A 12,994-nucleotide genomic window follows, 5' to 3' on the forward strand; every position below is an offset into this window, starting at 1 on the left:
AATATCCTGAACCGTCACGACGGACTTTTCCTGAACGGCGCTCAGAATGATGCGGTGGCGTTCGCGTTCGTGCATGGGGCTCCTCCTTCGATCGTTTATTTCGCACAAATGACAATGTGTCAATCAAAAACGATCATAAATTTTCATATTGCGCTGCACAATAATCGAATTTGATCGTTTTCGATTGACAACCTCGGTTTTGATGAGCGATACCGTCTGCGAAAAGGGGCGCGAACTTTGCGCTCCGATGATGATTTCATATGGGAGGATGACATGGCGGCGAACGTCCGGCTTCTGGAAAACCGGTGGGATGATGCTTACGCGGCAGGCCTCGATGAGCCTGGCAAGCTGCTCTATCGTTCCAACCTGCTCGGCGCCGACAAGCGCATCACCAATTACGGCGGCGGCAACACCTCGGCGAAGGTGCTGGAAACCGATCCGCTGACCGGCGGCAAGGTGAAGGTACTTTGGGTCAAGGGATCGGGCGGCGACGTCGGCACGATCAAGCTCGACGGTTTCGCGACACTCTACCAGGACAAGCTGGAATCGCTGAAGGGCATCTACAAGGGTGTCGAGGACGAGGACCGCATGGTCGGCTTCCTGCCGCACTGCACCTTCAACCTGAACGCCCGCGCTGCCTCGATCGACACGCCGCTGCACGGCTTCGTGCCTTTCACCCATGTCGACCACATGCATCCCGACGCGATCATCGCGATCGCCGCATCGAAGAATTCGAAGGAATTGACGCAGCAGATCTTCGGCGACGAGATCGGGTGGCTTCCCTGGCGCCGTCCGGGCTTCCAGCTCGGCCTCGACCTCGGCGCATTCGTTGCCGCAAACCCAAATGCCAAGGGCGTCGTGCTCGAGAGCCACGGCCTCTTCACCTGGGCTGATGACGCCAAGGCCTGCTACGAACTGACGCTCGATATCATCAACAAGGCGATCGTCTGGTTTGCCGAAAAGACCGAGGGAAAGACAATTTTCGGCGGCGCGCTCACCGAGAACCTGCCGGTCGCCGAACGCCGCGCCATCGCGGCCCGGCTGATGCCGGAGATCCGCGGCCGCATCGGCAAGCAGGAGCGCAAGCTTGGTCATTTCGACGATCAGGACGCCGTGCTCGAATTCGTAAATTCCTGCGATCTGCGCCCGCTCGGCGCGCTCGGCACCAGCTGCCCCGATCATTTCCTGCGCACCAAGATCCGCCCGCTGATCGTCGATTTCGACCCGGCCAAGCCGGATGTCGACGCGATCGTTGCCGGTCTCGACAAGGCGCTGGAAGACTACCGCGCCGATTACGCCCGCTACTACAACGACTGCAAGCATGGCAATTCGCCCGCCATGCGCGACGCCAATCCCGTCATCTTCCTGGTGCCCGGCGTCGGCATGCTGTCCTTTGCCCGCGATAAGGCGACGGCCCGCATTGCCAGCGAATTCTACGTCAACGCCATCAACGTCATGCGCGGCGCCTCGACGGTCTCGGAATACCAGGGCCTGCCGGAGCAGGAAGCCTTCGATATCGAATATTGGCTGCTCGAAGAGGCCAAGCTGCAGCGCATGCCGAAGTCAAAGAGCCTCGCCGGCCGAGTCGCCTTCGTCACCGGGGGCGCCGGCGGCATCGGCCGGGCGACGGCCGCACGCCTCGTCGGCGAAGGCGCCTGCGTGGTGCTTGCCGATATCGACCAGGCAGCGCTCGAAGGCACCGAAGCCGATTTCGTCAAGAAGTTCGGCGCTGACGCCGTGCGCAGCGTCCGGCTCGACGTCACCAAGGAAGATGCGGTGATCGCCTCCTTCGCGGAAGCCTGTGTCGAATTCGGCGGCATCGACATCCTCGTTTCCAATGCCGGTATTGCCTCCTCCGCGCCGATCGAACTGACCGAGCTTGCGACGTGGAATCGCAATATCGATATTCTCGCGACCGGCTATTTCCTCGTCTCGCGTGAAGCCTTCCGCCTGTTCCGCCGTCAGGCGCTCGGCGGCAACGTCATCTTCGTCGCTTCGAAAAATGGTCTTGCCGCCTCGCCGAATGCGTCTGCCTATTGCACGGCAAAGGCCGCCGAAATCCATCTTGCCCGCTGCCTGGCCCTGGAAGGCGCGGATGCCGGCATCCGCGTCAACACCGTCAATCCGGATGCGGTCCTGCGCGGTTCGAAGATCTGGAGCGGCGAATGGCGCGAGCAGCGCGCCGCCTCGTCCAAAATCGAGGTGGACGATCTCGAGGAACATTACCGCAAGCGTTCGATGCTGAAACTCAACGTGTTTCCGGAAGATATCGCCGAGGCGATCTATTTCCTCGCATCGGACCTTTCGGCAAAATCGACCGGCAACATCATCAACGTTGATGCCGGCAACGTGCAGAGTTTTACGCGCTAGAGCAATTCCAGCAGCAATGTGCAGCGGTTTTGCGTCCGGGCCTGCGTAAAGCAAACGGATAGAGCTATTTCCGGAGGATCACCCATATTGCGTGGATGATCCCCGGCAGATAGCCGCAGAGTGTCAGCAATATATTCAGCCAGAAATGCAGGCCGATCCCGACCTGCAAAAATACGCCAAGGGGCGGCAGGATGATCGCAAGAAGAATGCGGACAACGTCCATCGTAGCTCCTTCGTTTGAAGACATGTAAGCGTTTGAACGCGAACCGTGCCCTATGGTTCGCGACCAGGGAGGAATAGATGACAGATTCCAGGATTGCGCCAGATCTGGTCGCGACTGAAAACGACAAGCGGGCAACCGCTCTGAAAGCCGATTACGAGGCACTGGGCGCGACGCTCGATCGTCGCGGCGTCGATATCGAGGCGGTCACCCGGAAGGTTGCGGAATTCTTCGTTGCCGTGCCCTCCTGGGGCGTCGGCACCGGCGGCACGCGTTTTGCCCGTTTCCCCGGTACCGGCGAGCCGCGCGGCATCTTCGACAAGCTCGACGATTGCGCCGTCATCAACCAGCTGACGCAGGCGACCCCGAACGTCTCGCTGCATATTCCCTGGGACAAGGCGGATGCCAGCGAATTGAAGGCCAAGGGTAACGCGCTCGGCCTCGGCTTCGATGCGATGAATTCGAACACCTTTTCCGATGCGCCCGGCCAGGCCCATTCCTACAAATACGGCTCGCTCAGCCACACCGATGCGGCAACACGGGCGCAGGCGGTCGAGCACAACCTCGAATGCATCGAGATCGGCAAGGCGCTCGGCTCCAAGGCGCTGACGGTCTGGATCGGCGACGGCTCGAACTTCCCCGGCCAAAGCCATTTCACCAAGGCTTTCGAGCGTTACCTTGCCTCGATGGCGGATATCTACAAGGCGCTGCCCGACGATTGGAAGCTGTTCTCCGAGCACAAGATGTATGAGCCGGCCTTCTATTCGACCATCGTGCAGGATTGGGGCACCAACTACCTGATCGCCCAGACGCTCGGCCCCAAGGCCTATTGCCTCGTCGATCTCGGCCACCATGCGCCGAACACCAATATCGAGATGATCGTCGCCCGGCTGATCCAGTTCGGCAAGCTTGGCGGCTTCCACTTCAACGATTCGAAATATGGCGATGACGATCTCGACGCCGGCGCGATCGATCCCTACCGGCTGTTCCTCGTCTTCAACGAATTGGTTGACGCCGAGCAGCGCGGCGTCAACGATTTCAACCCGGCCCATATGATCGACCAGTCGCACAATGTCACCGACCCGATCGAAAGCCTGATCAACAGCGCCAACGAAATCCGCCGCGCCTATGCGCAGGCATTGCTTGTCGACCGCAAGGCGCTCTCCGGCTACCAGGACGACAACGACGCGCTGATGGCGTCGGAAACGCTGAAGCGCGCCTATCGCGCCGATGTCGAACCGATTCTGGCCGAAGCTCGCCGCCGGGCTGGCGGCGCGATCGACCCGATCGCCGTCTACCGCGCCAGCGGTTATCGCAGACAAGTGGCGGCCGAGCGCCCGGCATCCGCTGCCGGCGGTGGCGGCATCATCTGAACGACCGATTGTTTGGCATGGCCTGAAACCTTGCTGATTAGGGATGATGGCCGCCGGCAGCGCAGGGGTGACGCGCTGCCGGCAACCTCGCCGTTTACGGCTTCCAGGCGCCGGCGATCTGCCGGGTGGCGATGTTCAGCCGGTTCCAGACATTGATATTGGCGATGGCGATGACCAGTGCTGCAAGGCTCCTGCCGTCATAATGCCGGGTCGCTTCATCCCAGATATCATCAGGCACCGGATCTGCCCGATCGCAAAGGCGGGTGAGGGCCTCCGTGAGCGCAAGGGCGGCGCGTTCGGCATCGCTATAATAGGGAGCGTCACGCCAGCCAGCGACGGCAAATAGCCGCTCATCGGTTTCGCCGTGTTTACGGGCAATGCGCCAATGGCCATCGATGCAGACGCTGCAGCCGTTGATCTGGCTGGAGCGCAGATTGACGAGTTCGAGCAGCTTTGGCGAAAGGCCGGTTTCGGTCGGCACCTTGCTGAGCGCATTGAGCGCCTGCATGGACGAGGGCGGGATTTCCCATTCTCTCCTGCATGATATGTCTCCTTATACGTTTCGTGTTCGACGATCCGCCGGCCCTGTCACATCGGCCGGGTTTCATGCGTCATTGCCTTGACGGAACGCAGCGGAGGAATGTGACACATGGACGAGAAAAAATGGCTGACTGAAGAATTCGAGGCGAACAGAGCGCATCTGAGGGCCGCAGCCTATCGCATGCTCGGCTCGCGCAGCGAGGCGGAGGATGCCGTTCAGGAGGCCTGGCTGCGGCTTAGCCGCACGGATACGACAGGGGTCGGCAATCTCGTCGGTTGGCTGACCACGGTGGTGGCGCGCATCTGTCTCGATATGCTGCGCGCCCGCAAGACCCGGCGCGAGGAGCCGCTGGAGGCGCCTGTTCATGCTGGGATCGCCGATCCGGCGAACGATCCCGAGCGCGAAGCCGCCTTTGCCGATTCGGTCGGTCTGGCGCTGCTCGTCGTGCTGCAGACGCTGGCGCCCGCCGAACGTGTCGCCTTCGTGCTGCACGACATGTTCGATCTACCCTTCGATGAGATCGCGCCGATCATCGGCCGTTCGTCCGCCGCCACCCGCCAGCTCGCAAGCCGCGCCCGCCGCCGGGTGCAGGGCTTGGACGAGACTCCTGATGTCGATTTCGCGCGTAAGAGGACGATCGCCGAGACCTTTCTTGCCGCCTCCCGCAACGGCGATCTGGAGGCGCTGCTTGCGGTGCTTTCCCCCGATGTCGTCTTCCGCCCGGATGCGACGGCGGCACGATACGGCATTGGCGAAATGCGCGGCTCGACCGATGTGGCTGAAGCCTTCAAGGGTCGGGCGCAGGCGGCGGAGGCCGCTGTTGTCGACGGTGAGCTTGGGTTCGTCGTGCACATCGGAGGCCAGATTCGCATCGCAGTGACGCTGGCGATCGGCGATGGCAAGATCGTCGCGATCGATGCCGTCGCGGATCCGGACCGCCTGCGTCAGATCAACTATTCGATCCTTCAGGACTGAAATCAAACGCGAATTTGTAGATCTCTTGGAGACAGGCGCGCTTCGGGAGGAGCGCACCTTTACGTTTTCAGAGCGTCGGCGGACATGTCATTTTCCTTGACAGTCGCGTCCTCGGCCTTATTCTACTATAAAATCCTATATAGCATAACTATGGAATTGCGGCGATGCCATGCGCCTGAAGCGCCCTCTCTAACGTCCCCATACCCTTCCATGATGACCCGCAGACGGATGATCGAGGAGTGATCCCGGTCCGAGACTCGAAAGGAATGCAGATCATGCCCGGCGACCACGTGAAGAAGCCGCTTCTCCTCACCAATGTCAAACCGATTGCCTTCGGTGCCGGCGCAGGCGAGGGTGTTATCGACATTCTCGTCAATGCCGGCGGCAGGATCGCCGAGATCGGTCCGTCGCTTGCGATCTCTGAGGATGTAACGCGCATCGACGGCAAGGGCGCCTTCATTTCGCCGGGCTGGGTCGACCTGCACGTGCATATCTGGCACGGCGGCACCGATATTTCCATCCGCCCGTCCGAATGCGGCGTCGAGCGCGGCGTCACCACGCTGGTCGATGCCGGCTCAGCCGGTGAGGCGAATTTCCATGGCTTTCGGGAATATATCATCGAGCCCTCGCGCGAACGTATCAAGGCCTTCCTCAATCTCGGCTCGATCGGCCTCGTCGCCTGCAACCGGGTGGCGGAATTGCGGGATATCCGCGATATCGATCTCGACCGCATTCTCGAAGTCTATGCCGAAAACAGCGAGCACATCGTTGGCATCAAAGTGCGCGCCAGCCATGTCATCACCGGCTCCTGGGGCGTCACTCCCGTCAAGCTCGGCAAGAAGATCGCCAAGATCTTGAAAGTGCCGATGATGGTGCATGTTGGCGAGCCGCCGGCGCTCTATGACGAGGTGTTGGAGATTCTCGGCCCCGGCGACGTCGTCACCCATTGCTTCAACGGCAAGGCCGGGTCGAGCATCATGGAGGACGAGGACCTCTTCAATCTCGCCGAGCGCTGCGCCTCCGAGGGCATCCGCCTCGACATCGGCCATGGCGGCGCCTCCTTCTCCTTCAAGGTCGCCGAGGCGGCGATCGCGCGCGGGCTTCTGCCGTTCTCGATCTCGACCGATCTGCACGGCCATTCGATGAACTTCCCGGTCTGGGATCTGGCGACGACGATGTCGAAACTGCTCAGCGTCGGCATGCCTTTCGACAAGGTGGTGGAAGCCGTCACCCATGCGCCGGCATCCGTCATCAAGCTGTCGATGGAGAACCGGCTTTCCGTCGGCTCGCAAGCGGAATTCACCATTTTCGATCTGGTCGATTCCGACCTCGAGGCGACGGATTCCAACGGCGACGTTTCGGTCCTCAATAAGCTGTTCGAGCCGCGCTATGCGGTAATGGGCGCCGATGCTTTCGCCGCCAGCCGCTATGTGCCGCGGGCGCGCAAGCTGGTGCGCCACAGCCACGGCTATTCCTACAGGTAGGATCTGCGGGCCGGGCGCAATGCTCAGCGGTTGCGCCAGCCCATCAGCTTTTCGATCCGTTCCGCTGAACTGCGCACATGCGCCGTATAATGGTTCTCGTCGGAAAAGGCCTTCTGTTCCGGCAGCACGATGGAAATGGTGGCGACGCACTGGCCGTCGCGATCGCAGATCGGCGAGGCGATGCAGGCAACCGCATAATCCGATTCTCCCGCCTGGATCGACAGGCGCGATTCGAAGGCCTTGCCGGCGGCTTCCGATAGCGTGCCCGGATCGATCTCGGCGCGGCCGGTCGGCGAAGAGCGGGCGCAGCGCTTGAACAGTTCGATGCGCTCCTCCTCGGCCAGGTGGCCGACGAGCAGGCGGCCGGAGGCTGTCCAGTTCAGCGGCACCCTTGTGCCGACGCGGGACGCCACCTGAAAATGGCTTGGGCCGTCGGCCATGGCGAGCACCAGCATATAGTCGCCGTCGCGGCCGCAGACCTGGACGGTTTCGCCGGCCTGGCGGCAGAGATCGTGCATTTCGTGGGTGGCGATGCTCATGAAATCCAGCGACCGGGCATAGGCAAGGCCGTAATGGTAGAGCCGCGCGCCGAGCCAGATGGAGCCGTCGGCCTGGCGCGTCAGCATGTTCTTCTCGACGAGATCGTCGACGATGACGTAAACGGTCGACAGCGGCGCTTTCACCGCCTTGGCGATGGCATAGACGCCGGCGGGCGATCCGGTCTCGTAAAGATGATCGATCACCTGAAGCGCCCGGTCTATGCCGCTGACGCGTGCGCGACGCGCACCCTTGCCGCCGGCCTCGCCGGCAACGCCCTCATCTTCGGAGTAAACTGCGGATGATGTCTTTCCGTCCAATTCCACGCACCTCATGCAAACGCGATTATGTTACATTACTATGGCATAGCCGTCGCCGTGGCAAATGGCAACATTTCGCGGGTTGCTAGTCGGATTGGGCCGACTAGATGAGGCTCTGTTTTCAATAATCAACGGAAAATTAGGATGCGGCGGCGGCCGTGAGCGTGCTCAGCGCGAGCGGTTGCTGGAGAGGTGATTCCGCCGCGAGATTGGAACAACAAGCCCTAGCCCGAGTTTGACCCCCTGAACCCAGGAGGTCACGATGCCAAATTATCCCACACCACCTTTCCCATCCCAGAAACAGCCGATGCCGGGTTTTACTGCGCAGATGGACCCGGTTCCCGACCATGGAGAAAAAAGTTATCGCGGTTCCGAGCGGCTGAAAGGCAAGCGGGCGATCATCACCGGCGGCGATAGCGGCATTGGCCGGGCTGTGGCAATCGCCTATGCCAGGGAGGGTGCCGATCTGCTGCTTTCCTATCTCGACGAGGATGAGGATGCCGATGAGACGAAACGTCTCGTCGAGCAGGCCGGACGCAAGGCTATCCTCGTCAGCGGCGACATCCAGGATCCCGCCCATTGCAGACAGATCGTCGAGACAGCGGTCAAGGAGCTTGGTGGTATCGACATTCTCGTCAACAACGCCGCGCACCAGGCGAGCTTCAAAAGCATCGACGAGATCAGCGATGAAGAGTGGGAACTGACCTTCAAGGTCAATATCCATTCGATGTTCTACCTGACCAAGGCAGCTGTCGCCCATATGAAACCCGGCAGCGCCATCATCAACACGGCTTCGATCAATTCGGACAATCCGAACCCGACGCTGCTTGCCTATGCGACGACCAAGGGCGCGATCCAGAATTTCACCGCCGGCCTTGCCCAGCTTCTAGCCGAGAAAGGCATTCGCGCCAATGCGGTGGCGCCCGGGCCGATCTGGACGCCGCTGATCCCTTCGACACTGCCTGAAGAAAGCGTCAGCAATTTCGGCAAGCAGGTGCCAATGAAACGCCCGGGACAGCCGGCCGAGCTTGCAACGGCCTACGTGATGCTGGCCGATCCCTTGTCGAGCTATGTCTCCGGCACGACAATTGCGGTTACCGGCGGCAAGCCGATTCTCTAAAATGCGCAATTCCGTTGGACGCTTTTGCGCGACATGCTTAAAGCGACAAGGGCCGCCGTCTGGTTGTGACGGCAGCCCTTGACGGGGGCAGGGAGAGATCCCCAAGCTGTTTAGGCGGCATCTTCAGCCGAAGCAGGGCACTGCCGGCAGATTGGCGCGGCTTGCGAGTGCTCCGATCATATTGCTCACCGATGTCGAGCGTGGCTCACGTTTGCGGGCTGCCGTCTCCAGGAGCTGCTTGAAGTCTTCAAGCTTTACGCCATCGGCGCGCAACACCATGGCAATCAGGGGGTCGCGAAGGGCTTCGGATATCGTCAGGTCATCTCTGGTCTTTGTCATGGTTGTCCTCCTTTCGTGGGCGGTCGCCCGTGTTCCACTTTCCGCTGTCATGCCCTCGGCATTGACTTTCGCGTTTCGTGGTGTTACCGGTAAGTAACAATGCATTTGTTACCGATCGGTCACATTGATGTCAAGGACTACGTCCGCAAAAAAATCAGAAACTTCGAATGAAATCCCCGCAGCCGTTCCAGAAGATCGCATCCCGCCGCGGGAGCGTATCGTCTCGACCGCCTCGGAGCTTTTCCGCGAGCGCGGCATTCGCGGCATCGGCGTCGATGCCATTGCCGACGCGGCTCTGACCAACAAGATGACGCTCTACCGGCATTTCGGCTCGAAGGACGAGCTCGTCTGCGAGACGCTTCGCCGCGCCTCCGAAAAGGCCGGTGCCATCTGGCGCGATCTGGAATCGGCCTATCCCGACAATCCGCGCGCCCAGTTGGACGCCTGGGTGGAACTGCGGGCGCAATGTCTGAACGGTGAGCCCGCCGGCTGCGATCTCGCCAATGCCGCCATCGAGCTGAAGGGCGAGGGCCATCCGGCCCACGAAATGATCGAACGGCACAAGGCCGAACAGCGTGATCGCCTGGCCGCGCTCTGTTCGGCGGCCGGTGCGCGCGAACCCCAGCTTCTTGCCGATACGTTGACGCTGCTGCTCGAAGGCGCGCGCGTCAGCCGCCAGGCCATGGGCGCTGCAGGCTGCTGCGGTCATTTCGCCAAGGCCTGCCACGCGGCGATCGCTTCTTTCGCCTGACCGCCGCAAGAGGGGAACCTTACCGCTTCCATGCCGTTTTTAAACTAACCCGAGGGCGATGTGGAGGCAGGGAGATGAACTACGTCTATCTCAAACGCCTGTATGCCAAACGCGCCGAGCTCGAAGCCAAGCTGGAGCTCCATGATGCGCGCTATTGTTTCGGCGAGGAAGAGGTCGATGACGGCACCGACAGCGATTTGCGTCAGCGGCTGAGCGAAATTTCCGAGGAAATTGCTACGCTGGAGAGCAGGCCGGGCCGATAACTCTTAAATTTGCTTCAGCATTCAGATTTAAGCCGACTGGTATAAAATCAGTCTGTGCTGGCATTGAGGATTTCCATCGTCCGATCGTCGAATTTTCCCTGATAGAAATGCTCGATCACCCGGTGGAAGGGCGAACCATGGTCGCTGATCGCGGCAAACAAGGTCATCGACGAGCGCAGCTTGAGGTCGTCGGGTGAACCAAGGATTTCGTGCGCCGATCGGTCGTCCACCGACAGGATCGCCTCGACGCAACGCAGCAGCCGGCTTGCGAGAATGGGATCGGCGAGATAGGCGGCCGCTTCCTCGGCTGAGCGGATCGCATATTTTTCGGCCATCGCCGAGGTACCGAGACCTGATATCTGCGGGAAGATGAACCACATCCAGTGGGAGGTCTTGCGCCCGGCTTTCAGCTCCAGGAGCGCTTGTTCGTAGACGCCGTTCTGGGCGTCGATGAAGCGGTGAAGCTTGTAGTCGATGTCGCCGGCCATGGTCCTTTCCCTTTTCCTGCTGTATGCAGCCTGGGCCAAGGTTTCCACGCCCGGCGATCCACAGCGCCGCGCGTCTTTCAGACGCGCAAAGGACGCTGTAGCACTTTGAATGACTGCATAATTTCATCCTTAAATCGGTTTACGAATTAAGGAATTATGCAGTGGTTTTGCTATCAGCAGACCCTCTCAGCGTAGGGGCTGCTGTCGCGGCAATGGCCGTAGGCCGGATGAGCCGGCATGGTATCGCCGGCCGGGGCGGCAATGGCCGATGTCGTCATCGGGTCCGTATTGCCGGAAGAATATGCGGCAAAACCCGCAAAGCTCAAGAGAACCAGCGCTCCGACCACGACAATGCGCTCGAACGCCGAAAGTTTCTGGGCGCTGACATGATCTACATAATCGCGCTCGCCTAAACCGGCGGTTTCGTCCTCTTTTACATGGAGGGTCACCATATCCTGGCGACGGCTTAAAGTTTCACAATCTGTCATTTTAATTACTCCTGCAACACATGCGAAGCCGGGGTCTCAGAGCAAACTCTCACCCTCGTGCCGAACCGGCTTCGCATGCGAGCAGCATGTGTGTCTTCGATCGTGGCAATTGAAGGGGCGATATTCAAACTCAGTGTTCAAAAAATCGTACCAATAAAAGCAAAATATCGTGAAGCTCTGGTTCACCGGAATGATCCGGGGTAGTCCAGATAGGAACATCTCTCTTCTGGATAGTCCCATGAGCAAATCCTTCGGCGCGATGTCGGTCGCGCAGCTTTCGGTCCTCATTCAAGGTGGCGCGGCCGATCCGGTCGAGGTGGCCGAGACGGTCTTCGATTCCATCGCGAATTATGCCGACAAGGCGGTCTTCACCACATTGCTCGAAAGCCGGGCGATGGAGGAGGCGCGAGCCTCTTCGCGACGTCTGCGGGAAGGGCGCTCGCTTGGATTGCTGGACGGCATTCCGATTGCCTGGAAGGATCTTTTCGACATTGAAGGCCTGCCGACGACGGCAGGTTCCGTCGTTCTGGCAAAGGATATGCCGGCCAAGCGCGATGCGGCTGTCGTCGCTTTGCTGAGACAGGCGGGCATGGTCGCCGTCGGACGCACCAATATGAGCGAGTTCGCCTTTTCCGGCCTCGGCATCAATCCGCATTACGGCACGCCGGTAAATCCGCGCGGCACTGATCTGCCGCGCATTCCGGGCGGCTCATCCTCCGGCGCTGGTGTCGTCGTCGCGGCCGGGCTGGTGCCGGTCGCCATGGGCACCGATACTGGCGGCTCGGTACGTATTCCCGCCGCTTTCAACGGTATCGTCGGCTACAAAGCAACACGCGGCCGCCACGCGATGGCAGGGGTCTATCCGCTGGCAAAGAGCCTGGATTCGCTGGGACCGCTCTGCCGCAGCGTCAGGGACGCGGTCTGGATCGACGCGGCGATGCGCGGCCTGACGGCGCCCGACGTCGTTGAGCGTCCTCTGCAAGGGCTGGAATTCATCGTGCCTGAAAATATCGCCTTCGATGGCGCTGAAGCCGGCGTCGTCGCCGCGTTCGAGGCAGCTCTGGGACGTCTTCAAAAGGCCGGCGCCAAGGTTGCCCGCACCGTCATCCCCGCCTTCAACGAGATATTCGATCTGATGACGAGATATGGTCCGCTGGTCACGGCGGAGGCTTTCGCACTTCACCGCGAGCGCTTGGCAGGACCGGACGCGGACAGCATGGACCACCGTGTCGTCATGCGCACCCGTCTCGGAAGCAAGACGACGCTGCCCGATTACCTGGCGATCCTCGAGGCGCGCAGCCGCCTGATCGTCGATGTCGAGCGCCTCGTCGGCGACCGGCTGCTCGCCTTTCCGACCGTCGCCCATGTCGCGCCGCCGATCGGGCCGTTGGAGCAGGATGACGAGCTGTTCTTCGCGACGAACAACAAGACGTTGCGCAACACCGCGCTCGGCAATTTCCTCGACTGGTGCGGCGTTTCCATTCCCTGCGGTACGGGCGAGGCTGGCATGCCTGTTGGACTGCTGCTTTCGGCCACCCCCCATCGCGATGAGGCGCTGCTGGGGATTGCCCTTGCGGCCGAGGCGGTCATCCGCGACGATTTTGCCTGAATTGGCAATTGAACCGCCGGGATTTAGTTGCCATTGATGGCATGAGGAGATCCCGGAGGAAAGCAAATGCAGGTTTTGCAAAACGGACGTTTCGCGGTTTCGACATGGTCGCTGCA

13 protein-coding genes and 1 pseudogene are annotated in these 12,994 nt (G+C 60.8%); 8 read left to right on the forward strand and 6 right to left on the reverse strand.

Annotated elements, in window-relative coordinates:
• The first annotated feature begins 273 nt into the window (after positions 1-273).
• Positions 274-2,370: a bifunctional rhamnulose-1-phosphate aldolase/short-chain dehydrogenase gene (locus FY112_RS26970; RefSeq protein ID WP_017958026.1), complete on the forward strand. Its 2,097-nt coding sequence runs from the start codon at positions 274-276 to the stop codon at positions 2,368-2,370.
• Positions 2,371-2,434: 64 nt separating this feature from the next.
• On the opposite strand, the gene FY112_RS26975 is transcribed toward FY112_RS26970, so the two are convergent.
• Positions 2,435-2,593, reverse strand: a complete 159-nt coding sequence (locus tag FY112_RS26975; RefSeq protein WP_017958027.1) for a YqaE/Pmp3 family membrane protein — start codon at positions 2,591-2,593, stop codon at positions 2,435-2,437.
• Positions 2,594-2,670: 77 nt separating this feature from the next.
• Here FY112_RS26975 and rhaI point away from each other — a divergent pair, with 77 nt between their 5' ends.
• Entirely contained in the window at positions 2,671-3,963 is a 1,293-nt protein-coding gene (rhaI, locus tag FY112_RS26980; RefSeq protein ID WP_151519691.1) for an L-rhamnose catabolism isomerase, read from the forward strand.
• Between the two features lie 94 nt (positions 3,964-4,057).
• On the opposite strand, the pseudogene FY112_RS26985 reads toward rhaI, so the two are convergent.
• Positions 4,058-4,505 (reverse strand): annotated as a pseudogene (locus FY112_RS26985) (carboxymuconolactone decarboxylase family protein).
• Positions 4,506-4,612: 107 nt separating this feature from the next.
• Here FY112_RS26985 and FY112_RS26990 point away from each other — a divergent pair.
• A complete protein-coding gene (locus tag FY112_RS26990; RefSeq protein WP_017958030.1) occupies positions 4,613-5,479 on the forward strand; it encodes a sigma-70 family RNA polymerase sigma factor in 867 nt (288 codons plus the stop codon).
• A 266-nt stretch (positions 5,480-5,745) separates the two neighbouring features.
• Positions 5,746-6,963 carry an amidohydrolase/deacetylase family metallohydrolase gene (locus FY112_RS26995; RefSeq protein WP_181018287.1) on the forward strand — a complete coding sequence of 406 codons (1,218 nt, stop codon included), beginning with the start codon at positions 5,746-5,748 and terminating at the stop codon, positions 6,961-6,963.
• A gap of 23 nt (positions 6,964-6,986) precedes the next feature.
• Here the strand turns inward: FY112_RS26995 and FY112_RS27000 are convergent, their stop codons facing one another.
• Positions 6,987-7,835, reverse strand: a complete 849-nt coding sequence (locus tag FY112_RS27000) for an IclR family transcriptional regulator (RefSeq protein WP_041472614.1) — start codon at positions 7,833-7,835, stop codon at positions 6,987-6,989.
• A 247-nt stretch (positions 7,836-8,082) separates the two neighbouring features.
• Between FY112_RS27000 and FY112_RS27005 the strand changes: the two genes are divergently transcribed.
• Positions 8,083-8,940: an SDR family oxidoreductase gene (locus FY112_RS27005; RefSeq protein ID WP_003553847.1), complete on the forward strand. Its 858-nt coding sequence runs from the start codon at positions 8,083-8,085 to the stop codon at positions 8,938-8,940.
• A gap of 123 nt (positions 8,941-9,063) precedes the next feature.
• Here FY112_RS27005 and FY112_RS27010 read toward each other — a convergent pair whose 3' ends face one another.
• Positions 9,064-9,279, reverse strand: coding sequence for a hypothetical protein (locus tag FY112_RS27010; protein ID WP_131640525.1), 216 nt, complete (start codon positions 9,277-9,279; stop codon positions 9,064-9,066).
• 127 nt (positions 9,280-9,406) lie between these two features.
• Between FY112_RS27010 and FY112_RS27015 the strand changes: the two genes are divergently transcribed.
• Complete coding sequence (locus FY112_RS27015; protein WP_094088656.1) at positions 9,407-10,030, forward strand: TetR/AcrR family transcriptional regulator; 624 nt, start codon at positions 9,407-9,409, stop codon at positions 10,028-10,030.
• A 74-nt stretch (positions 10,031-10,104) separates the two neighbouring features.
• A complete protein-coding gene (locus tag FY112_RS27020) occupies positions 10,105-10,293 on the forward strand; it encodes a hypothetical protein (protein WP_003547852.1) in 189 nt (62 codons plus the stop codon).
• A 47-nt stretch (positions 10,294-10,340) separates the two neighbouring features.
• Here the strand turns inward: FY112_RS27020 and FY112_RS27025 are convergent, their stop codons facing one another.
• Both FY112_RS27025 and FY112_RS27030 read right to left on the reverse strand, forming a co-directional pair.
• Positions 10,341-10,781, reverse strand: a complete 441-nt coding sequence (locus FY112_RS27025) for a DUF1810 domain-containing protein (RefSeq protein WP_017958036.1) — start codon at positions 10,779-10,781, stop codon at positions 10,341-10,343.
• A 173-nt stretch (positions 10,782-10,954) separates the two neighbouring features.
• Complete coding sequence (locus FY112_RS27030) at positions 10,955-11,233, reverse strand: hypothetical protein (RefSeq protein ID WP_017958038.1); 279 nt, start codon at positions 11,231-11,233, stop codon at positions 10,955-10,957.
• A gap of 274 nt (positions 11,234-11,507) precedes the next feature.
• On the opposite strand from FY112_RS27030, the gene FY112_RS27035 reads away from it, so the two are divergent.
• Entirely contained in the window at positions 11,508-12,878 is a 1,371-nt protein-coding gene (locus FY112_RS27035) for an amidase (RefSeq protein ID WP_151519693.1), read from the forward strand.
• Positions 12,879-12,994: the final 116 nt, after the last annotated feature.

Source organism: Rhizobium sp. PEPV16 (genome assembly GCF_008919455.1).
Lineage (GTDB): Bacteria > Pseudomonadota > Alphaproteobacteria > Rhizobiales > Rhizobiaceae > Rhizobium > Rhizobium leguminosarum_Q.

Coding starts and splice junctions, on each gene's coding strand:
- FY112_RS26970 (WP_017958026.1), top strand. CDS start 274: ATGGCGGCGAACGTCCGGCTTCTGGAAAACCGGTGGGATGATGCTTAC.
- FY112_RS26975 (WP_017958027.1), bottom strand. CDS start 2,593: ATGGACGTTGTCCGCATTCTTCTTGCGATCATCCTGCCGCCCCTTGGC.
- rhaI (WP_151519691.1), top strand. CDS start 2,671: ATGACAGATTCCAGGATTGCGCCAGATCTGGTCGCGACTGAAAACGAC.
- FY112_RS26990 (WP_017958030.1), top strand. CDS start 4,613: ATGGACGAGAAAAAATGGCTGACTGAAGAATTCGAGGCGAACAGAGCG.
- FY112_RS26995 (WP_181018287.1), top strand. CDS start 5,746: ATGCAGATCATGCCCGGCGACCACGTGAAGAAGCCGCTTCTCCTCACC.
- FY112_RS27000 (WP_041472614.1), bottom strand. CDS start 7,835: ATGAGGTGCGTGGAATTGGACGGAAAGACATCATCCGCAGTTTACTCC.
- FY112_RS27005 (WP_003553847.1), top strand. CDS start 8,083: ATGCCAAATTATCCCACACCACCTTTCCCATCCCAGAAACAGCCGATG.
- FY112_RS27010 (WP_131640525.1), bottom strand. CDS start 9,279: ATGACAAAGACCAGAGATGACCTGACGATATCCGAAGCCCTTCGCGAC.
- FY112_RS27015 (WP_094088656.1), top strand. CDS start 9,407: ATGTCAAGGACTACGTCCGCAAAAAAATCAGAAACTTCGAATGAAATC.
- FY112_RS27020 (WP_003547852.1), top strand. CDS start 10,105: ATGAACTACGTCTATCTCAAACGCCTGTATGCCAAACGCGCCGAGCTC.
- FY112_RS27025 (WP_017958036.1), bottom strand. CDS start 10,781: ATGGCCGGCGACATCGACTACAAGCTTCACCGCTTCATCGACGCCCAG.
- FY112_RS27030 (WP_017958038.1), bottom strand. CDS start 11,233: ATGGTGACCCTCCATGTAAAAGAGGACGAAACCGCCGGTTTAGGCGAG.
- FY112_RS27035 (WP_151519693.1), top strand. CDS start 11,508: ATGAGCAAATCCTTCGGCGCGATGTCGGTCGCGCAGCTTTCGGTCCTC.